We start from the raw sequence: 21,260 nt of genomic DNA on the forward strand, positions 1-21,260 counted from the left end.
ATAACGAGAGTTTTTGACATAACCACGGCCGATCCCTCTCATTTACATTCTACACTTAGTTAAATTATAACTCTACAACATATCGAAGTCCTAGCGTGGTTTACGAATTTACATTCTACACTTAGTTAAATTATAACGAGAGTTTTTGACATAACCACGGCCGATCCCTCTCATTTACATTCTACACTTAGTTAAATTATAACTTCAAAACAGTCAGCGAGCTCAGTTTGATATTCTGATTTACATTCTACACTTAGTTAAATTATAACATTTTTGTCAAAAAAACAAGCACAATCGCTATACGTATTTACATTCTACACTTAGTTAAATTATAACTTGGGAGTTAGAATTTCACAACCCTCAGGGTAAAAGATTTACATTCTACACTTAGTTAAATTATAACTAGCCCAGATGACGAGTGGCAGCCGCTTTGCGATCAATTTACATTCTACACTTAGTTAAATTATAACAAGTCTCTAAATCGTCATAATCGTCAAGGCAAGTTATTTACATTCTACACTTAGTTAAATTATAACACTTATGGAAGTGCTAATGGCGATTGCTCAAAATGTATTTACATTCTACACTTAGTTAAATTATAACAAACAAACTATAACGCAAATGAAGGAGAACCAACGTATTTACATTCTACACTTAGTTAAATTATAACGCATGGAACAACAAGTACTACCAAGACTCAATCCATATTTACATTCTACACTTAGTTAAATTATAACGCTCAGAAAGGGCAAAGGCTGGCTGAGGGACTTGATAATTTACATTCTACACTTAGTTAAATTATAACAATATATTTTGAAACTGAAGCTCTTGATGAAGAAACATTTACATTCTACACTTAGTTAAATTATAACTTTGTTTAGCTGCTTCTTGGTAGCCCTCTTTAAGCCATTTACATTCTACACTTAGTTAAATTATAACCTATGTGTTATAGGGTAAAGGATAGGTGATTTGAGTAATTTACATTCTACACTTAGTTAAATTATAACCTATTCCAAGCATCAATCATAAAGCCTGCATCTTTTATTTACATTCTACACTTAGTTAAATTATAACACAGCTTACAAGTACAAGAACAAAACCATTAAACAAATTTACATTCTACACTTAGTTAAATTATAACAAGAAGTTCCAAACCGCTAAACAGAACCTTACGAAATTTACATTCTACACTTAGTTAAATTATAACGCAGAATCCGACTATTAATGCACGTGCGTTTTATTAATTTACATTCTACACTTAGTTAAATTATAACGGTAGGCAAAATCGTTTGACAGGTGTTCTAAAATAATTTACATTCTACACTTAGTTAAATTATAACCAACGATTTCAAAGCACCGTTTGCGTCGTAGTTCTATTTACATTCTACACTTAGTTAAATTATAACAAATGAAAGACGACGGAATGTCACAGTCAATCTCGGATTTACATTCTACACTTAGTTAAATTATAACAATCAAACTGTTTTTGGTCAACAGTTCAAAGTCTTATTTACATTCTACACTTAGTTAAATTATAACTTGTTGACCCCACACTTCTTGACCACACAAATCGCTATTTACATTCTACACTTAGTTAAATTATAACGAGTGGTATCCAACGCTATGGTGCATTAAGTGAATACATTTACATTCTACACTTAGTTAAATTATAACTTTATATCCTTGCAATCTTTGTCGAACTCGAACCTTATTTACATTCTACACTTAGTTAAATTATAACCGACGCACTTGGCGTATACGGCGAGAACATTGTACTATTTACATTCTACACTTAGTTAAATTATAACCCGTAAAACGGGGAAAATTGGAGGGTTTTTGAATGGGAAATAGGGAAAATTTGTGCATTTGAAGATTATAGATTGGTATTTCTGCGAATTTTGAGCTATTTTTGCTGTCGCAGACCTGGGTTTTCAGGGCCATCATACATCAACAGACAGAAAAAACATTAACAGAATTTTGTTTTATAAATGCAATATACATTATACCTGCTCATTACAAATTTTCCAAATAATTTTAGGCAGTTTTCAAAAATATAGTTTCTACAATCAAATTTGATGAAAATCTTTTACTGAACAATTTTATGTTTCAGTTCACTAATTTTGGTTAGTGTGTTAAAATAGAATTAAATTTAGGAACATAATTTTACTATAAGATAGAATGTAAATAAAGAAACAAGTTCAGTATTGTGGGGTGTCTGGGCAGTTATAATTTAACTAGTTAGTAGACTATAAATCAAACTAACTCACTCATACTCACACTTGTCAGTTGAATATAGTCTAACTATTGAATAGAATATAAATTCTGTTGTAATTTCAAAATATAGCGGCTTTTTTACACTATAATTTAACTATCAAATAGAATGTAAAAAATAAACAGGGGAATTGTGAACTTGCTGCGTCCATGTTCATCTTTGTTTTTATCTCGTCTGAGTTATAATTTAACTAATCAATAGAAATTACTTTCACTTTATCAGCCAATATTTGCGTTTAAGGCCGACGGGCCGATAGAATTTGCTGAACTTAAAGCCTCGGTCAAGCAAGAACTTATGCTTGGCGTTGTCCTTGTCTATGTTGCCGAGGATGAGAATAATCACACCACCCGGTTTTGTTACGCGCAGAAGCTCATCAAGCTCTTGCTGCAGATGATCTCCAAAAACATGTCCGCCCATCACTATGTCGGCCGTTTCACCCTCCATTTGTTACTTTAAAAATATAGAGGCTGCTGCGTGGTGGTGCCGTCGGTGAGAATGGTGAGAAGCGTACCTCCCTTTATATCTTTGTTGCCATAGGTGCCAAACCCGCTGCTGACAGAGTAGCTGAGCCTTATTCCCTGATACATTACCGAATAATCATTTGTATGGTCATGCCCGCAGAACATTCCTTTTGTGCTGCCCAAGCTTTTCATCAGCTCAAACATTCCGACATTGGGGTCAGATGGGCACTCCCGCTCTCTTTTTTCACCATACAAAACGGTGTTGCTTGCCTTTGCTTCTTCATAAGCCACAACATATTCAGGCAGCGGTATATGCAACATAAGTGTTGACGGCACTAAACCGCCGCCCAAAGCCGTCATGCCGTTTACCGCCCATTCATACCACTTCAGCTGCTCCTCAGTTGGCGGCTGATAGCCTCCGTTTTTCTCACGTGAATCCACTAGATATATGGTATGAACAAAATCGCTGCCGTTTTTTATGTTTACAAAATAGTTGCCGGCGCCGCCTATATTTGGACCATACCTGAAGATACAATACTTAGACTTTAAAAGTAAATCGGCCAAATACTCTTTTTGAGCTTTGCCCTGAGCATCATGGTTTCCGAAAATCGGAGCCCACGGAATTTTATAGCTGTCCATCTTTGCTATCAAATGCTTATATGCATTTTGATTAAACGGCGTAAAGGCCTGATCACCCAAAAGCACAATCATGTCGGGATTAGTCTGCTCAACCATTTTGTCAGCCAGCTTGTCAGTTTTGTTGTCAAGAATTACAGAATTATAATGCTGATCTGTCAGCATCAAAATTTTAAACTCCTCACCCTGCATATCAAACACTTCCCCAAGGCTCACGTCAAAGGCCATATCCTTATCAAAATCATAACCCTGAGGTGACGCGCTAAGAGGAAAAGCTATATACATGAGCACCGAGCTGACAGCCAAAATAATGGTGCCTAAAACAATCAGCACACCCAATAATATCGGACTCATCTTTTTTCTCCCATTTGTTTTCATGTTTTTATTATATAACATCTATAGGAATTTTACAAAGCTTTTTTGGTTGGCAATGATAAAAAAGTAATGATATAATTTAAACAATATTAACTTTGCTTTATTAAATTATTTTCTGCCATATCGCGCAAAAGAATACACCTGACACAAAAAAACATTTGACAAAAGCATAAATAAAATTGTCATCTATAATCATAATACGCCGTAGCAGAAAGGGAATCTAACAATAAACAAAAAAAGACCTGAACGGTCTTTTTTATATATGCAAAATTATTGTTTTTTTGTGGGTCTGGTTTCAATAGCATTGGTCTCTTCTGCCCTTACTGCTTTGACTTCACCTGCTTCCTCGGTTTTAAACACAAACTTTGCCACTATTGCAGCTATTGCCGCACCAATCAAGGGAGCTACTATAAACAGCCAAACCTGTTCTATTGCAGTGCCCATAGCAAGCAATGCAGGTCCAAAACTTCTGGCGGGGTTTACTGAGGTTCCGGTAATCATAATACCAAGCAAGTGAACAAGCACCAACGAAAGACCGATAATTACGCCCGCTTTTTTGCCTGCACCCTGTTTGCCTGTTGCGGCAAGAATCGTAAGCACAAACACAAAAGTCAAAACTATTTCAACAATAAGCGCTGCCCAGATAGCATCGCCGCCTGTTGCCCAACCATTTTGTCCAAGAGCAATTGCTCCTCCAGCTGCCGGATTAACCCCGACAAGCGCTGTTATACCATAAAGAAGCGCTGCTCCTGCAATGGCTCCGATAATTTGAGCGATTGAATAGAATACAAACTGAAGCCATGATATACGTTTAGTAATGGCCATACCCAAAGATACCGCCGGATTTACGTGACAGCCTGAAATAGGTCCTATCACATAAATCAATATCATCAGCACCAAACCAAACGCAAGAGCTGTCGTTACAATCCACGCGGCATTCCCTGCTCCGCCAAGTCCGGCAAATACTGCAACTCCACAACCAAACAATACAAGTAATGCTGTGCCCAAAAATTCTGCAAAAAGTTTTTTTAAGTCAAAAGCCTTTGTCATATTTTTCTATACCTCCTAAATTGTTATAATTTTAGCACTTTAAAATTTTTCTGGCAATCAAATTATATCATATTATTTGCAATTTTTGAACTTTTATGTATTTTTAAATCACAAAATTAAAAGAGGGCTAACCCTCTTTTTAAAAATCTATTTGACTCGGATGCTTTTTAAAAAAATCATATTTTTCAGGCAACGGTTCTATTTTGAGGGATTTAGCAAATTGATATATCGGCTCAAAAATATTTTTCCATTCAAACATAGTTTTATCAAGCCCCAGCCTGTCAGCAACATTTTCAGTGTTATCGCTCGTTATGGGATGCAAAAGCATTATACCGGTTTTTATTATAAATAATGCATCTATTATGGTCTGCTCCCGAAGCCTGATATCATTGTTGTTTCTGGCGTCAGTCATATTTTTTGACCACGCCTTATTGGCGTTTCTAAAATAGTCATTAAGCAAATTTACGATTTTATAAAACTCAAAATTCATCATGGCAATCTCATAGTTTATTATTGTCTTGAAACTCTCTTCCAACACGGCTCTGCTCACTTCACCCTTTGGCATAATGTTGCCGCAATATTCACCGATGCTATAAAATACTGAGCGCACGATACGGTTAAATATATTGGTGAGTAGATTTCCTTCGGCAACAAAAGTATCCTGTTCGGCTCCAAACATTTCAGGGTGAAAAGCCTTTGATTTAAACTCCATAGTGTTATAGCCAAAATTATGACCCAAAAAGTGCATTTTCACCTGTTCGGAGGTGTAATAATCCAAAAGCTCCCTAGCTTTAGGCGCCTTATACTTACCGCTGGTAGCGGCTTTTTTGCCGCTCACTAAAATGTGTTTATATGATACGACCGTGCTCATATTAAGGTTCTTAAACTCTTCACCTGCACTCAAAGCTTTAAACATAGCGGGCTGAGCAACATTATAAAAGAATATGTTGTCTTCACCAATAAATTGATAAGCCTTAGCGTCGCCGCTGCACCAAAAATCCCTTAGAGAATATTTCGAATTGCTTTCCTTAAGATGTGCCTTTACAAACGACAGCGGTGCCCACAGACTTTCAGGCCACACATAAAACGTAAGCTCCTCTCCTGTGATAGGCACGCCCCACTTTGCATTGCCTGAAATTCTGAACGGTACCAGAGTTTTGCCTGTTCTAAACCTTACACCGTTTGCATTTAAAACTTCTACTGCCCTTTCTCTGTCAGATACCTTGTCAAATTTAAGCGTCAGCACTGTTTTATTTTCAAAAACCTCATGCTTGGGTAATTCTGCTTTGCAACCTTTATAACCTTCTGTTCCACTCTCATGAATATAAATTTCCGGCACTTTCAAAAACTCGCGCACTTCCTTAAGCATAGCTTTGCGTGTATCAGAACGCCCTTCTAATTTCTCAATCATCCGCGTCAAATATTCATTATAAACCTCAAGGTCAAAATAATAGTTGTTGACTTCTCTCAAAACCGGTTTAGTTTTAGTGCCTGTGCTCACAGGGTCAATCAACTCGCTAGGCGAATATTGATGCCCCAAAGCGCACTCGTCAGCATAACCCACTTCACTTTGGCACCCCTCAATAGGGCATTTTCCTTCAACCTGTCTGCCGTTTAAAAAACACTTCGCCTGCTCATCATAAAAACTGAGCGTTGCTAGTTTTTTTATATTACCCGTCTTTTTAAAACTGTCAAGAATCTTGTTGGAAATTTCAGTGTGAATATCTCTGGCATCCTTAAGTGCTTTAGTCGCACAAAGACATGACGCTGAAAATAAGTTGAGTGAAATTCCGTACTTTTTTATCGTCTCTGTCTGAATAACATGAAACTTCATTACCATGTCTTCAACTGTGCCAAAGACTTCTCCTGCTTCTTTGAGAAGCCTAAATTTTTCTTCGGTTATAGAGCCGTATCCATCGGTACCCGAAACATATATTACGTTTTCATAGCCCAGATTGTCACGTAAAAACCTTGCAAAAACATCACTTGAAATAAAAAGTAAAATATGCCCCAGATGCAAATCCTTGTTTCCGTTAGGCATACCCGCAGTCACCACCGCTCTCTTAGGGAGTTTGGGGCGCTTATCAAAAAGTTCTCCTATAATTTCTTTTACTTTGTCCATATTTTCTCCGTCAAATTATTCTTTATCATTTTTTTCAGGCTTATTCTTATGGGTTTTGGCTATTTTCTTTTTATATCCTGCCGTTAATTAAATTATCTTTTCTTTTTCAAATCTTCAATAGACTTAACGGGTGAATCCTTAAGGTCTTTATAAAAATCCAAATCGTCAACACTTTCTGAAATTGACCTTGAAGTTACAGTCGCAGTCTTTGATGTGCCCGCAATCATTGTCGTGACATCCTTTTTGATATCAGGCTTTATTGGTTTTATGTTAACAATCTTACTTGCTTTGGTTTTTTCCACTGGCACCACAATCGGTTTTTTGATGGTGGCATAAAACTTGTCAAACCACCATTCAGCAATTTTCATAGCAATATCTTGATCGGCCTTACTAAACTTTTCAAAATCGGGCCCTTTTATCAGCGAAACTTCTTTAAGTGACAGGGTCTTAAGCTTTTTGCCCTCCACCAGCGAATTCCCGGCTCCTTCAGCAAACAGCTCCTGCGGAAGCCTTGAATTTTCATCCTTGACAAACTCCGGCTCAAACTTATCCATTATCTTCTTTATATCCATTTTAGCCTCCTTGTTGTTTGACAACAAAACCACTCAACCTTCAAATATTCACTCTTTATTTTGAAATGCGCTTTTTTCTTAATTTTTCCCTTAAATAAAACATCCAAACAAGCACAAGCACCTGAAACGCCGCCGCAATAACAAACATCAGCCATAAATAATTTCCGCTTATGCTCAAAAATACGCTAAGCGCAAGTGACCAGCCAATGACCGAAATCACTATAATGTTAAACAGTTTGTTCCGCCATATTATATTAAAAATATAGAGAACTGTGGCAGAAATGGGTATAGCGTATATGAATATCAGCCAGAAATTTTCGGGACGCTCTGTAACCCATACAATACACGAATAAATACTAACCGCCATCATCCATACAAAAACAACCGCTAAAACCGAAATAATAAACCGGCGCTTTCTCACGTCCTTCCAATCCATCTTGCCGCTCTTTTCTGCCCTTGTGCTGGGGCTAAGTAGGGCATCCACCGTGGTTGAATATAGATCAGCAAGTTCCTTTAACGTAGTAACATCAGGAAGCCCTTCACCGCGTTCCCACTTAGAAATGCTTTTGTCTGAATATTTTAATTTTTCGGCAAGCTCAAGCTGAGTGAGCCCCGCATGCCTCCTGAATGCCACCAAATTTTTAGCAACGATTTTGGCAAGCACTCTGTCCTTGCTTTCATTTTCGGTTTTAGGTTCGATTTCAGGCGATTCTTTTATTTCTTCCATGTGGGTATTATACCATATTATCAAATGCTTTGGCAAACTATTTTTCAAACTCTACTCACACTAGAGTTATGCTTTTTTAACTCTACTGCAAGTATACCAAACAGTATAGAAATTTTATGTTAAATTATTTGATTTTTTAAAGCCAATTTATTACAATAATAGTACTAAAATATGTCAAGGAGAATTATTATGAAAATAGCAATTTCAGCCGAAACTATGTGCGACCTGTCACCGGAACTTATAAAAAAATATAATATACACCTTGTCGCTTCAGGTGTAGTTTTGGGTGACGAACATCGACAAGACGGAGAAGTAACTCCTGCCGAAATTTTCAGTTTTGTGACAAAAACAAAAAAACTGCCCAAAACCAACGCCGTAAACGAAACACAGTTTCATGAACATTTCAGCGCACTTCTCAAAAACTACGACGCAGTGGTACATTTTTCAATATCAAATCATTTTTCAACTACCATTGTTCAGGCAAAAGCTGCTGCAGAAAAACTCAGCAATGTTTTTGTAGTTGATTCTCTTAGTTTATCTACCGGCATAGGCCTGCTTGCTCTTTGGGGTGCTCAGGAAATAGAACGTAATTCAAATATAACTCCTGAGGAAATTCATAAAAAAGCCAATTCTTTGGCACCAAAAATACAGGCAAGCTTTGTTATTGAACGTTTGGACTATCTATATAAAGGCGGCAGGTGCAACGGTCTACAGTTGCTTGGAGCCAACATATTCGGATTAAAACCACAGATATTCTTAAAAGACGGAAAAATGAATGTGGGCAAAAAGTTTAGAGGAAAAATGGATCAGGTCGTAAAACAATACTGCGAAGATATAATACAAAAAAACCCTGAGCCCGACCTCACAAACGCTTTTGTGACATATACTACTGCTACACCCGAGATGATAAACGAAGCAAAAACCGCTCTTAAAAAGCTTGGATTTAAAAATATCTACGAAAGCACTGCAGGTGGCACAATTACCTGTCACTGCGGAGAACACACACTAGGAATACTTTACATAAACAAATAACAGATACATCTTACAGGTCAAAGCCCCGTGTAACAAACAGCAAAAAACTGAGGTGGGTGACCAACTCATCCGCCTCTTTACCCTCCTTAAAAACATACAAAAAACAGCGCAAACATCGCTGTTTTTTAATTTTTATTGCAACTATAATTTTTTATATTTCGCCGGATAAGGTAACATTTCCCTTGCTTGTGCTTTTTGTTATTACAATCTTTCCTATATTATCATTTACTCTTGGGTCGTCCCAGATTGTATAGCCCACCCTATAAGAGTGTGCACCAGACACATAGTCAGGGTCGGATAATGATACCGGACTAAACAAACCGTGTGAAGTGTTGGGATTGATTGTTACAGAAGTTGAGCACACCAGCATATATATGTCGCTGCCCACCTTTGAGATTAAATCTATATCATAGCCTCTGCCCGAAATGGTGCTGCCCTTAACGACATTAATAAACCTCAGTGTCATTTTCTTATCTTTGCCGCTCTCTCCCAAAACCGAAATGGTTACCTTACCTCTCATATTGTTGGCTTTTATTTCGCCTTCTTTAGTAGTTATGTTAAGCTCATAAGCCGGCGCTGTCTGTTCAAAGGTTATGTCAATTGTGCCGGTCACAGTGTTGGCCGAAACATTACCTTTTGCACTCCCTACCTTAATGCCGCCCGAAGTAGTGGTAATAATTAAATTTCCAACTGCCTTAGATATAGTCACCTCACCCTTTCCCGCCTCAATTTCGCTAAGAGCAGGTGTCGTAAGCTCTTCTATAGTATATTTTACTTTAGGCTCTTCACTGTCCATAGGCAGAGACAATATTGTGCCGTAAACCTTTTTTATATCAATCGTAACATTTGTCGAAAACACCTGCATACCAACCGGACTGCCTTCTGCGCCAAGCTGCCCCACTGTCACAAAGCCCGTTTTTGATATCACATTCAGGTTGCCGTTTATTATATCCGCCTTAAATCTGGGACCGCCTACGCCTGAGCTTGAAACAATTCTGACGTTTCCGTTTATTGTGCCGTTCTTTCGTGAGTTGCTTACATCAAACGCACCTGAATTTGTAGCAAACTCTATGCTGGCGTCTATGCTGTTTGTGGTCACCGAGCCTGCGGTGTGAGCATAATTTTTAAAGCTTGCCGTTCCGCTGTCGGTTTTTAGTATATATCTGTCAAACTTAGGATAATTTATAGTTACATTGCTGCCGCCGCCTTCTATCTTTGCCATAAAGAGCTTGGTTTCATTTATCGCAAAGCCGCCAACCTCACCCACAAAATCTATCTGACCGCTCTGCGTCTGCACCGAATACAATTTTGGTGTCATAATTTCAGGCACATATAAAGTAATAGCGTTTTGCTTGGGGAATACCCATCCCTCAGGCTCTTCAAACACCACCATAAGAGTGTTTACGTTATTATATGCTCCGCCCGCGTTGTCATTAAACGACCACTGCACAACTTCTGCACTATATGACACTTTAGCACGGTTTACATCCACAAAACCCGAAACGCCTTCTTTATAAGAAACAATCAGTTTATCATTTATTTTGTTTGGTTCAATGCTGACTGACATACGGTTGGTTTTTATAAATATAGCATCAACATTTAATATATTTGTTTCGTCATAAGCAAACTCATGAGACTTATCCAGCTTTATATATCTTACGCCGAATATATTGCTGTTTGGCACAGTCATCAAAACAACGCCGCAGACTAAAACCGCAGTAATACAAACTCCGATTATAATTCCAAGATACATAAAAAATCTGCCAATAGTCTTTTTCATGTCCACCTCGTTTAAAGTATACAATATTTATCAGCTTTAGTCAAGAAAGTGTTTTGAATAAAAAACAAGCCCTCATAAGATAAAAATTGTAAATAAAAAGCACAACATTTGTGCCTTTTATTTTTATGTCATTCCCATTTCTGGCTCTTTAATAGGATTACTTTCTGAAACAACTTTCCATCCCATCGCTTCAGCTTCAGATGACAACTTAAAACTCATTTTTATCCCGTTCTCTTCCCGTGGGTTTTCAGGCTCAACTTGGGCCTTGGGCTGATGCTCAGTCTCTAAAACTCTTTCCTTTTCATATTGCTCCATAGTCATGCCTGCAAGCCTCCGTTCTTCCTGACTGAGTCCTCCTCCTTCATCTACATATCTGATCGACTGCTCATATCCTTCTATATTCATGTTTTGTGCGGCTGTGCGCTCACTTTCGGGAATTTTAAAAAGTTTAGCAAGTTCCCTTTTATCACACTCATAACCATACAAACTTATAAGACAACCCAACGAACTCTCCGGTTCATTAAAATACAGATGTTTAAAATCTTCTATTTGCCACTGCTGCGCAACTGTACGTTTCTCTCTGGGAATCTTTTCAAGTTCTGCAACCTCCTTAGCCAACCAATCAGGAGCTTTTTCCATAGGCTCAGCAGTTTTCTTATTAAATTCAACAATTTCCTGATCTAGTTTAGCACTTTGCTTATCTAACTCTAGCATTTCCTTAATAAACGGACGGGGTTTAATTCCTCCCTCAAATATCTTTCTAATTTCTGAGGTTGATATTTTTTTCTCAAACTCCCTTTCCTCATCGGGCGTCGGCTCCGGCTCGCCTTTTTTATGCTCCTCTGCCGCGTTTTTTAAAAATGTTTCGTGATTTGGGTTTACTGTCACCTGCGACATAGGCTCTTTGTTATTAATCATGCTTAAAATACGATTATAAAGTTTTCTGCCTTTACTCACAGCCTCAACACCCCCTACTCCCCCTTTCTGCTTTACAGTTTTCAAAATTGCACTAGCAACATCAACTCCTACTAAAAGGTCAGGACCAATTGGGTCAATACTGTTTGTCTTAGCCTTATCAAAAGCCATCTCTAAAATCTTTTCAGCTTCATCCACATCCTTAGTCGGGTCAGTTCTGATAATAAGCATTATCACCTTATTGCGCAATCTTATAAGGTCTTCCCACCGATATCCCAAAATACTCATATAAATTCTCTCCTTTAAACACTAATAGTATAGCATACTGCCCCCCCCCCCATGTCAATATGTAAACGCAAAAAACAGTGTATTAAAATACACTGTCATTATAATACCCTCTTTTATTTAACTAAAATATATCATCAATTTCTTCCGGAACTGGCGGAGGAGGAGGTAGCGGGTCTTCGGGCGGAGGCGGAATATCCTCAGCCTTAGGAATATACTTTTGAGGCTCAGCCCTGCTGTCAACATCCTTAAACGAAGTAATTTCACCAATCCATCTGAGCTTGACTGTCCCCGTTTCACCGTTTCGGTGCTTGGCTATAATAAGCTCACACACACCCGGCGGGTCCTCGCTGACAACATCATTATGCTTGTCAGGGTTATATAAAAACAACACTATGTCGGCATCTTGTTCAATCGCACCGCTTTCTCTCAAGTCGCTCAGTTGCGGCTTGTGATCCTTTCGGCTCTCAAGTGCACGGCTTAGCTGAGAGAGCAAAATTATCGGCACATTAAGTTCGCGGGCGGCAATTTTCAAGTTGCGCGTCAGTTCACTTATTTCCTGCTGACGGTTTTCTTTGTTCCTGCTCATGCCGTTCATAAGCTGAAGGTAGTCTATCATAACAAGGTCAAGACCATATTTAAGCTTAAGCCATCTGCACTTGCTTAATATATCTACCGGAGTGCTGCCGGACGAGTCGTCTATATAAATCCCCGCTTCACTCAACTTTTTGTTGGCAGTCCACAAGGCCTTCCAATCGTCCTTAGTGAGCTCTCCGTTAAGCCCCTTGGTCATGCTGATGCCGGCTACGCTAAACAGCGAACGCTGTGCAATCTGCGTTTTGGGCATTTCAAGTGTAAATACCGCGCACTTCTTTTTATGGTTTAGTGCCGCGTGGTTTATTATATTCATAGCAAAACTTGTCTTTCCCACACCAGGGCGTGCTGCCAGAAGTATCAGGTCACTGTTTTGAAGCCCTCGAGTTATCTTATCAAGTTCCTTAAATCCGGTGGAAACACCTCTTAGCGCGTTTTTATCCCTTGACACCATATCAAGCTTGGCGATAACATCCTGAAGCGGTCTTTCAATTTGCTCTAAGCTGCTGAGCTCATCGCTCTGTGCAATATCAAATATGCACTTTTCGGCAAAGGCAATAACATTGTTCTTTTCTTCGTTTGTATAAGCCTTGTCAATAATTTGATTACTGGCTTTAATAAGGTTTCTAAAAACTGAATCGCGCTTTACAATGTCCACATAATTATCTACGTTGGCAGCACCCGGAACAATATTGGTTAGAGTAGTTATATAGTCAATCCCGCCAACAGCATCCATAGTGCCCATACGCTCGAGCTCATCGGTAAGTGTCACAAAATCTATGGGGTTATGAGCATTATAAATATGCTCCATAGCATCAAAAATGGTTTTATGTGCTTCGGTATAAAAATCCGTAGCCCCTAAGCGCATCATAACACCGATGGATGCCTCATTGTCAATAAGATTACACCCCAGCACCGCCTGCTCGGCTTCAATGTTATGCGGCATCATTCTTGCTGCTGTTCTTTTCTTCTCCATAATTTTTCTCCTTTATCTTTCAGCGGCAGTGTGATTTATGAAATTGTGAACACACTTCTGCACTCATCTTAATCAGAAAATGGGTCACGTTCGTCTTCTTTTGATTTGGGCTTAAGTGCCCTACGCTCGTCAATTTTATTGTATATAATAAGACCGATTAAACAAGACAACAGTAAAATTCCCAAGTCTATTATAATATACGCCCAAGATTCAAGACCGGTATATGCCTCTATAATAAAGTCAATAACAATCGCAACAGGAACAGCAAATGCCATTATAAGCAAAAATCTCACGGCATATATTTTGAACAGCAGTTTGTTGTCAATCAGATGCCGCTCACGTTCTTTTCGCAATCTCTCTTTTTCTGTGTCTTTTTTATTCATTACGCTTTCCTCATTTTCTCTCGTCCACGAGCAGTGTGCTCCAAAATCATCTTTCTTATTCTTATACTCTTTGGCGTAACCTCCAGATATTCATCGTCTCCGATAAATTCTATCGCCTCTTCAAGACTAAGTATCTTGGCGGGAGTAAGCCTCAGCGCTTCATCGCTTGCGCTACTGCGCATGTTTGTAAGCTGCTTTTTCTTACACACGTTTACAACCAAGTCGTCCTGCCTGCTGTTTGTGCCAACCACTTGGCCCATATAGACTTCTTCACCCGCAACAGTAAACAATGTTCCCCTCTCCTGTGCGTTATACAGTCCATACTGAACAGCAGTTCCTGTTTCAAACGCTACAAGCGCTCCAAAGTTGCGCCTTTCAATCTCGCCCCTAAAAGGCTCATAGCCCGCTGCGATATAATTTATTATTCCTTCACCCTTGGTGTCGGTCATAAATTCACTTTTATATCCAAAAAGCCCTCGCGACGGAATTAAAAACTCCATTCTCATTCTGCCGTGGCCGTGCGGGCTCATGTGAAGAAGATCACCGCGCCGCACACCCATTTTACTCATAACCACACCCACAGCATCCTCAGGAACATCCAAAATCAATCGGTCAACCGGCTCACATTTTACGCCGTCAATTTCTTTATATAAAACCCTTGGCATGCTGACCTGAAATTCATAGCCGTCTCTTCGCATATTCTCAATAAGGATAGACAGATGCATCTCACCTCGGCCGCGTACGTAAAAAGATTCAGTAGTAGACCCGTCGCTGACTTTAAGCGACAAATCTTTTGCCGCCTCCCTATAAAGCCTGTCTCTTATATGCCTGCTGGTCACATACTTGCCTTCTTTGCCCGAAAACGGACTGTCATTAACCAAAAAGGTCATCTCCACGCTGGGCTCGCTTATCTTTGAAAACGGCAGTGCTTCGGGCGCGTCAATCGCGCAAATAGTGTCACCGATTTTAACCTCTTCGCTGCCCGCAAGACATACAATGTCACCGGCAACTGCCTGCTGCACCTGAATTCTATTAAGTCCGTCAAACTGAAGAATTGATGATATTTTAGCTTTGATATTACGTTCTTTATTCTCGTGGTTGCAGATAATAATAGGCTGATTAAGGCTCACAGTGCCGCGGTTTATTTTGCCCACCGCAATCTTTCCGACATATTCATTAATTTCGGTGTTACTCACCAAAACCTGAAGAGGCTCTTTCAGATCGCCTGTAGGCGAAGGGATATGCTTGACAATCTCATCCAAAAGCGGCTTCATGTCAGTGCCCTTTTTTGCTTTGTCTGTCGTCGCGATACCCAGCCTTGCCGAAGCATAAACTATAGGGCTGTTAAGCTGATCATTTGTTGCATCCAAGTCTATCAAAAGCTCCAGAACTTCATCCACCACTTCATTTATTCGGGCGTCGGGCCTGTCAATTTTGTTTACCACCACAATAACTTTAAGGTTAAGTTCTAGTGCTTTTTGCAAAACAAATCTCGTTTGAGGCATGGGCCCTTCATAGGCATCCACCACCAGAAGCACCCCTTCGGCCATCTTCAAAACGCGTTCAACCTCGCCGCCGAAGTCGGCGTGCCCGGGAGTATCAACTACATTGATTTTATAATTAGCATAGTTCAGTGAAGTGTTTTTGGCCAGAATTGTTATCCCTCTCTCACGTTCAAGGGCGTTACTGTCCATAACCCTATCCACAACTTCCTGATGCTGCTTAAAGGCTCCGCTTTGTTTGAGCATCTCATTAAGCAGCGAGGTTTTGCCGTGGTCTACGTGGGCAATTATTGCTATATTTCTTATTCTATCGTTAGTCATTTTTGTCATCCTTCTCTTTTTTAATTCGGTTTTGGGGGCTGTTGATTTCTTTGAGCATATTTTCAAGCTCTAATGGACTTAAAGGCGGTGTATCAGGTTCTTCCTCTTCGTCAGACTGTTTTTCCTGCTCAGCAGGTTTCTCAATTTCGGCCTCTTTATCTTCAAGCTCATTTGCAGTATTTTCTTTTTGAGAATTGTCAGCGGCTTCCTGTTCTTTGCCTCCGCTCACTTCTCTTAAAAACTGCGAAACATTAAAAGCAAACAGACCGTTTGCGGCGGAGTTTTGAGGCTGTGATTGAGAGGCGTGGTTTTCCTGCAAGCTGTCAGAACCGGTTTCGGGCTCATCTGAGGGCGGTTCAGTGGGTGAATTTCTCCAATCCGGATCGGGCGCAGACGGCTCATCCGGGACACCAATTTCAGGTTCCGCGTGAACATCTTCTTTATGCACGCTGTCATTTTCTTTGGCGGCCTTAATTATATCGGCCATATGAATTCCCTGTGTTGTGCCCGTGCTTGGCGGCGGAATACCCTTGTTAATTTGGTCCAGCATATCGGCAAGCTCTCTCGGGTCAACCTTCCTTTTACGCGTCTTGTCTAAAGCCAAATATATAAGTGCTGCAAAAACCGTGCTAAACAATACAGCCAAAAGCGCTATAACATACCACATACCCGAATTCGCCACCGTTCTGCTGATGGTTATTGTATTATTAGGGTTGTTGACATTCCATGTGTGAACATAATAATCGCCATCCTGATTGACCTGACCGTCTGAGTGAAGCCTTCTAAAAGGCGTAATAAACGTAAAAGTCAAATTAGCTTCTGTCGTGGCAAATGCTGTTCCCAGCTCAGAATTTACAGCGCTGAGTATATCCGCCATCAGCTGCTCCTGCCCGTGATATAGAGTATAGCACTTTTCAATATAGTTTACAATAAATAATTGCTCATCCGTTGTCATATTCTGAGTTCGCTCAAACGGAACATCCACCAAATGCCCTCTGGGGTCAAAAATGGTGCGGTAGTTATAATACATAAAAGCATTCACATTCCCAAACGCCTTTTCTACCCTTATACCGTTTGTAATTCTTGCTACAGTAGCTATGCCCGCGTCCGATAAAATTTCCAAGTCACTTAATGAAATCGTGCCGTTCATAAGCCGCTGACCCAATTCAGAACTATAAGCATTTTCCTTCTGCTGCAAAAAAATATTTACAACAGTTTCAACCTTGCCCATAAACAAATTAAGGTCATTAAACCCGGCCGCCTGAACATAAGCTTTATCAAAGACTATGTCCACCCGCTGAACAACCTGGCCGTTCGACATAAGCTTAACGCTGGTGTCAATATTTACGCAACCAAAAAAGAGACAAACCGTCAAGAATAATATTAAACTGACCGCTACTCTTTTCAGCATGCTTCTCCTTTTTTACCATCCCTTTCCACCACAAAACAATTACGCAGACCACGCAGTGGTCAAAACCCCAATGAGGGAGTATTCCTGTGTAATCCCACTCCATTCTTGGTTTTGCAAAATTGTTTAAACGAACAAATTGAAGCTTTTGGCACCAACTGTCATTAATAAATAATTATATCGCAAAACCCGATTATTATCAACTAAAAAATCAAAATCCCCTCTTCTTTCCTTCACTATAAGGATGTAAATTGCTGTTTTTATGTTTGTACTTATCACAGGCAACAAAAAATACACATAAAAAGCAGGGCTACAGCCCTGCTAAAAATCTCCTTCGATTTGTTCTTTCTGTTTTTCAAGCTTCATCTTTGCAAGCTCTTCTTTGGTCGGCAGCGGCTTGGTGACATTTACCGCAATTTGATACCTGCTGTCGGTAGTGTATAATATCTCCTTGCAATACTTTTCTATTCGCTTTATAAAGTCCTCATAATATTGTAAAGTGGTCTCTCCCGAAATGAGCCTTATCTGCAAAAACTCGGTGGTGTTCTTTCGGTTGGTTTGATAATTTTTGACCTTAAATATTTCGCCGTTAAGTTCGGCCTTAAACCCGCCCGGCCCAAATACTTTATATGTTTCTCTTGGTATATCAATGGTGAGCGCCACTTTCATCTGCTCAAACAACTTGTCAGGGTCAAACTTAAGGGCGTTGGTATACATTGAATTGAGTGCATTATTCAAAAAAAAGTAGTGCTTTGAAAGTGGGTCTTTTGTAGCCACTTTCTGCTCACGCTCATGCTTTCGTAGAGTGTCCGCGTATATAAACTCGGGCGACACAACACTGCGCTTAAGCTTTATTTCGCTTTTGGCGCCATATATGCGTTTTCGCAGAATAAGGTTGTTTTCGGCCAAAATTTTCTTTTCACTGTCATAATAAACATCTATTATCTTAGACCTAGACGGGCCCTCCACCGTATAGGTAGAGAGGTTTTTTATTACTCCTATAAGACGCTTTACCGTCTTTTTGTCAAAAACACGATATCTGCGCTGCGTTTGTGTAATTTTTAGCATCTATGCTCCTTTTAAAAAACAATCACCACTTTTCTTCACTTCTCTAGTGTGATGTAAACCTGTCACTGAACAATTCTGCAGACACCTAAGATACATAAAAGCCTGCCTCTATTCTCTCTTTATATGTGCTGCAATGTGTTATGAAATTATGAGTGCACATAAAATTTTACACTTTCATTAACTGCTTGTTGCTGTAAAATTTTTGAAACGAATAATTCCATAACACATGTCGCAGCCAAAAGCCTAGTGAAGTGACAGGTGCACAACACACCTTTATATCTATTTTAGTTTAAATATCGGTTTTTAGTCAAGTGTTTTGCTTTGGTTGTATAAATTTTATATCTCGGGCAATCATTAAATATCAGGCGCACCTTTAAAATATACATTGTCATTTCATAAAAAAGGGCTGCGACACAAAATGGAGGATTATATGGAATTTGAAAAAACCAAAACCTGCGAAAATCTGGCAAGAGCTTTTGCCGCCGAATGTATGGAAGGGGCCAGATATCAATTCTTGGGCAAAATGGCTATGGTTCAGGGTTATAGCTATTTGCAAACTATTCTGCGAACTATTGCCAAAGACGAAATGGGTCACGCTCAGGTATTATGGGACCTAATCACCTCACACGGTGGCGGAAAGATAGCCAATGTAAATATAAACACCGGATATCCGTTTAAAAACGGCTCCATCGAAGAGCAGCTAAAGTTTGCCAGCGAATATGAAAAATCAGAAAATACCAGCATCTATCCGACTTTCGCTAAGGTGGCAGAAGACGAGGGTTTCGCTGACATTGCCGAAAAGTTTAAGCTGATTGCCGAGGTAGAAAATACACATTACTTGATTTTAAACCAGCTTTACGAGGGCTTTAAAACCGGCAAGCTTTATGAAAACCCCAAAGAAACTCCTTGGAGATGCAATATGTGCGGATATATGAAACGCGGCAAAACTGCATTTAAAACCTGCGCTCTTTGCGGAGCAAAACAAGGCGAAGTTCAAATTCCAATTAATCAAGTTTAATTCCATATGATTAACTAACAAAAAAAGCCGCCTTACGGCGGTTTCTTTTATATCTTATTCAAATCAGAATGGTCTCTTACAATTTCGCCGGCAAGCCCAACATAATTGTACGGGCTGACTCCTCTCAATGCCTCTATATCCTCCGGACTGATATCATAACCTTCTTCAAGTGTTCCGACAAAGTTCAAAATATCTTCCTCTGTCGTCTTTCTGCCTCTGGTCATTTCTTTCAGCTTGTTATATGCATCAGGGTCTCCGTATTTTCTAAGCATTGTCTGTATCGGTTCAGCTGTTATTTCCCAATGATTTTCCAAATCTTCATGAAGCTTTTCTCCATTGACTGCAATCTTGCCAAGACCCTTTTGAGTCTCAAGTATAGCCTGTAATGAATATCCAAAACCCATACCGATATTACGCTGAGATGACGAATCCGACAAGTCGCGCTGCATTCTTGACACCTGCAGGGCATCTGAGAGTGTTGAAAGTATACCGTTGCTAAGCTCGAGATTAGCTTTGCTGTTTTCAAAGTTAATAGGATTAACCTTGTGCGGCATAGTGCTGCTTCCCACTTCACCCGCCACCGGTATCTGTTTGAGATAGTCCATCGAAATATACATCCACATGTCATTATCAAGATCAAGCACCACATTATTAAAACGCTTCATAGCATCAAACAGACTGCTCATATAATCATGGCTTTCTATTTGTGTAGTCACCGGATTAAACGTCATACCCAAACTTTCAACAAACTCACGATTAAGCTTGGGCCAATCACTTTTCGAAAAAGCAAAGTTCATAGCACTATAGTTCCCCGTTGCACCGTTAAACTTTCCAAGCATCTTTACGTTTTTGACTTCATCCATGCAACGTTTCATTCTGGCTGCAAAAACCAGAAATTCCTTGCCCACCGTTGTAGGTGTTGCCGGCTGACCGTGAGTGTGAGCAAGCATAGGTAAATCCGCATGATTAACAGCTTTTCCCAAAACCTTCAAAAGCAGTTCCTCAGCTGCCGGCAGCCAAACCTCATTGAGCCCATCCCTCATTGTCATTCCATATGCCAGATTGTTTATATCCTCCGAAGTGCACCCGATATGAACATAGCTTTTAAGGTTTCCATACCCCAAATTGTCAAGCTTTTCAGCAACAAAAAGCTCAACTGCCTTCACATCGTGGTTGGTTTTCTTTTCTATTTTCTTAATTCTATAAAAATCCCGCTCGTCAAAGTTGTTAATACATTCTATAACCCCGCGGGCTTCATTCAGATTAACCCCTTCCCCAATGATTTTGGGGTCAATTATGTTTTTACTAATCAAAAATTTAAGCCAGCTGACTTCCACCTTTACGCGCGCTTTAATGAGAGCCGCCTCTGAAAAATAAGGAGACAGCGCATCTCTGATTTTGGAGTATCTTCCATCCAGCGGAGACAACGCATAAATTTCATTTGTCATAATAGTTAACCTGCCTTATTTCTTTATAATTTATTATATTATGAAAAGGCGGCGGTGTCAACACAAAGTTTTCCGTTTTAAATTATGATAGCCGGCCGTTTCAGGCTTTTCTTTATCATATACTTAATAAATACAGCCGCAGTCCACAATGCTATAAACAAGGCTTCGACAAACCACGGATTTATCGGATAATACCACAATACTATACGGGCCGGACACTGTAAAACATAAATAGGATATGAAACCAAACAAACAAGATTTATCTGTTTACTGCTCCATGTTGTGTGATTAAGCAAATAAATCAACGCCATAAAA

17 protein-coding genes and 1 CRISPR repeat array are annotated in these 21,260 nt (G+C 39.6%); of the genes, 2 read left to right on the plus strand and 15 right to left on the minus strand.

The window, feature by feature from the left end; all coding sequences use genetic code 11:
* The first annotated feature begins 40 nt into the window (after window positions 1-40).
* A CRISPR array of direct repeats spans window positions 41-1,808; the repeat unit is 31 nt; unit sequence ATTTACATTCTACACTTAGTTAAATTATAAC.
* 674 nt (window positions 1,809-2,482) lie between these two features.
* The 6 genes from LBN07_00005 to LBN07_00030 all read right to left on the minus strand — a co-directional run bounded on the left by LBN07_00005 (window position 2,483) and on the right by LBN07_00030 (window position 8,215).
* Entirely contained in the window at window positions 2,483-2,716 is a 234-nt protein-coding gene (locus LBN07_00005; GenBank protein MDR0849855.1) for a hypothetical protein, read from the minus strand.
* An 8-nt stretch (window positions 2,717-2,724) separates the two neighbouring features.
* Complete coding sequence (locus LBN07_00010; GenBank protein ID MDR0849856.1) at window positions 2,725-3,723, minus strand: metallophosphoesterase; 999 nt, start codon at window positions 3,721-3,723, stop codon at window positions 2,725-2,727.
* 291 nt (window positions 3,724-4,014) lie between these two features.
* Window positions 4,015-4,794, minus strand: coding sequence for an aquaporin (locus tag LBN07_00015; protein MDR0849857.1), 780 nt, complete (start codon window positions 4,792-4,794; stop codon window positions 4,015-4,017).
* 139 nt (window positions 4,795-4,933) lie between these two features.
* On the minus strand, window positions 4,934-6,916 hold the full coding sequence (locus LBN07_00020; GenBank protein MDR0849858.1) for a class I tRNA ligase family protein: 1,983 nt from the start codon (window positions 6,914-6,916) through the stop codon (window positions 4,934-4,936).
* 92 nt (window positions 6,917-7,008) lie between these two features.
* On the minus strand, window positions 7,009-7,488 hold the full coding sequence (locus LBN07_00025) for a hypothetical protein (GenBank protein ID MDR0849859.1): 480 nt from the start codon (window positions 7,486-7,488) through the stop codon (window positions 7,009-7,011).
* 55 nt (window positions 7,489-7,543) lie between these two features.
* Window positions 7,544-8,215: a helix-turn-helix domain-containing protein gene (locus LBN07_00030; protein ID MDR0849860.1), complete on the minus strand. Its 672-nt coding sequence runs from the start codon at window positions 8,213-8,215 to the stop codon at window positions 7,544-7,546.
* Between the two features lie 189 nt (window positions 8,216-8,404).
* On the opposite strand from LBN07_00030, the gene LBN07_00035 reads away from it, so the two are divergent.
* Window positions 8,405-9,247, plus strand: coding sequence for a DegV family EDD domain-containing protein (locus LBN07_00035; protein MDR0849861.1), 843 nt, complete (start codon window positions 8,405-8,407; stop codon window positions 9,245-9,247).
* Between the two features lie 151 nt (window positions 9,248-9,398).
* Here the strand turns inward: LBN07_00035 and LBN07_00040 are convergent, their stop codons facing one another.
* The 7 genes from LBN07_00040 to LBN07_00070 form a co-directional block, all read right to left on the minus strand.
* Window positions 9,399-11,027 carry a hypothetical protein gene (locus LBN07_00040; protein MDR0849862.1) on the minus strand — a complete coding sequence of 543 codons (1,629 nt, stop codon included), beginning with the start codon at window positions 11,025-11,027 and terminating at the stop codon, window positions 9,399-9,401.
* Window positions 11,028-11,150: 123 nt separating this feature from the next.
* The gene (locus LBN07_00045; GenBank protein MDR0849863.1) at window positions 11,151-12,230 is read right to left on the minus strand and encodes a hypothetical protein; all 1,080 of its coding nucleotides are present in this window, start codon (window positions 12,228-12,230) and stop codon (window positions 11,151-11,153) included.
* Window positions 12,231-12,351: 121 nt separating this feature from the next.
* Window positions 12,352-13,797, minus strand: coding sequence for a replicative DNA helicase (gene dnaB / locus LBN07_00050; GenBank protein MDR0849864.1), 1,446 nt, complete (start codon window positions 13,795-13,797; stop codon window positions 12,352-12,354).
* Between the two features lie 68 nt (window positions 13,798-13,865).
* Window positions 13,866-14,180 carry a hypothetical protein gene (locus LBN07_00055; GenBank protein MDR0849865.1) on the minus strand — a complete coding sequence of 105 codons (315 nt, stop codon included), beginning with the start codon at window positions 14,178-14,180 and terminating at the stop codon, window positions 13,866-13,868.
* On the minus strand, window positions 14,180-16,003 hold the full coding sequence (gene typA / locus LBN07_00060; protein MDR0849866.1) for a translational GTPase TypA: 1,824 nt from the start codon (window positions 16,001-16,003) through the stop codon (window positions 14,180-14,182). Before typA ends, LBN07_00055 begins: the two co-directional genes overlap by 1 nt.
* Window positions 15,996-17,414, minus strand: a complete 1,419-nt coding sequence (locus tag LBN07_00065; GenBank protein MDR0849867.1) for a hypothetical protein — start codon at window positions 17,412-17,414, stop codon at window positions 15,996-15,998. Before LBN07_00065 ends, typA begins: the two co-directional genes overlap by 8 nt.
* Window positions 17,415-17,732: 318 nt before the next feature.
* The gene (locus tag LBN07_00070) at window positions 17,733-18,479 is read right to left on the minus strand and encodes a hypothetical protein (protein ID MDR0849868.1); all 747 of its coding nucleotides are present in this window, start codon (window positions 18,477-18,479) and stop codon (window positions 17,733-17,735) included.
* Between the two features lie 430 nt (window positions 18,480-18,909).
* Between LBN07_00070 and LBN07_00075 the strand changes: the two genes are divergently transcribed.
* Entirely contained in the window at window positions 18,910-19,497 is a 588-nt protein-coding gene (locus LBN07_00075; protein ID MDR0849869.1) for a hypothetical protein, read from the plus strand.
* Between the two features lie 47 nt (window positions 19,498-19,544).
* Here LBN07_00075 and purB read toward each other — a convergent pair whose 3' ends face one another.
* Window positions 19,545-20,945 (minus strand): adenylosuccinate lyase, encoded by a 1,401-nt coding sequence (purB, locus tag LBN07_00080; GenBank protein ID MDR0849870.1) that lies wholly within the window; start codon window positions 20,943-20,945, stop codon window positions 19,545-19,547.
* A 77-nt stretch (window positions 20,946-21,022) separates the two neighbouring features.
* Entirely contained in the window at window positions 21,023-21,256 is a 234-nt protein-coding gene (locus tag LBN07_00085) for a hypothetical protein (GenBank protein ID MDR0849871.1), read from the minus strand.
* Window positions 21,257-21,260 lie beyond the last annotated feature (4 nt).

Source organism: Christensenellaceae bacterium, assembly GCA_031260975.1.
Classification (GTDB): Bacteria; Bacillota; Clostridia; order Christensenellales; family UBA1242; genus JAISKJ01.

What these genes read in the sequence shown, in the direction of transcription:
- LBN07_00005 (MDR0849855.1), bottom strand. Translation starts at nt 2,716, where the DNA reads ATGGAGGGTGAAACGGCCGACATAGTGATGGGCGGACATGTTTTTGGA.
- LBN07_00010 (MDR0849856.1), bottom strand. Translation starts at nt 3,723, where the DNA reads ATGAGTCCGATATTATTGGGTGTGCTGATTGTTTTAGGCACCATTATT.
- LBN07_00015 (MDR0849857.1), bottom strand. Translation starts at nt 4,794, where the DNA reads ATGACAAAGGCTTTTGACTTAAAAAAACTTTTTGCAGAATTTTTGGGC.
- LBN07_00020 (MDR0849858.1), bottom strand. Translation starts at nt 6,916, where the DNA reads ATGGACAAAGTAAAAGAAATTATAGGAGAACTTTTTGATAAGCGCCCC.
- LBN07_00025 (MDR0849859.1), bottom strand. Translation starts at nt 7,488, where the DNA reads ATGGATATAAAGAAGATAATGGATAAGTTTGAGCCGGAGTTTGTCAAG.
- LBN07_00030 (MDR0849860.1), bottom strand. Translation starts at nt 8,215, where the DNA reads ATGGAAGAAATAAAAGAATCGCCTGAAATCGAACCTAAAACCGAAAAT.
- LBN07_00035 (MDR0849861.1), top strand. Translation starts at nt 8,405, where the DNA reads ATGAAAATAGCAATTTCAGCCGAAACTATGTGCGACCTGTCACCGGAA.
- LBN07_00040 (MDR0849862.1), bottom strand. Translation starts at nt 11,027, where the DNA reads ATGAAAAAGACTATTGGCAGATTTTTTATGTATCTTGGAATTATAATC.
- LBN07_00045 (MDR0849863.1), bottom strand. Translation starts at nt 12,230, where the DNA reads ATGAGTATTTTGGGATATCGGTGGGAAGACCTTATAAGATTGCGCAAT.
- dnaB (MDR0849864.1), bottom strand. Translation starts at nt 13,797, where the DNA reads ATGGAGAAGAAAAGAACAGCAGCAAGAATGATGCCGCATAACATTGAA.
- LBN07_00055 (MDR0849865.1), bottom strand. Translation starts at nt 14,180, where the DNA reads ATGAATAAAAAAGACACAGAAAAAGAGAGATTGCGAAAAGAACGTGAG.
- typA (MDR0849866.1), bottom strand. Translation starts at nt 16,003, where the DNA reads ATGACTAACGATAGAATAAGAAATATAGCAATAATTGCCCACGTAGAC.
- LBN07_00065 (MDR0849867.1), bottom strand. Translation starts at nt 17,414, where the DNA reads ATGCTGAAAAGAGTAGCGGTCAGTTTAATATTATTCTTGACGGTTTGT.
- LBN07_00070 (MDR0849868.1), bottom strand. Translation starts at nt 18,479, where the DNA reads ATGCTAAAAATTACACAAACGCAGCGCAGATATCGTGTTTTTGACAAA.
- LBN07_00075 (MDR0849869.1), top strand. Translation starts at nt 18,910, where the DNA reads ATGGAATTTGAAAAAACCAAAACCTGCGAAAATCTGGCAAGAGCTTTT.
- purB (MDR0849870.1), bottom strand. Translation starts at nt 20,945, where the DNA reads ATGACAAATGAAATTTATGCGTTGTCTCCGCTGGATGGAAGATACTCC.
- LBN07_00085 (MDR0849871.1), bottom strand. Translation starts at nt 21,256, where the DNA reads ATGGCGTTGATTTATTTGCTTAATCACACAACATGGAGCAGTAAACAG.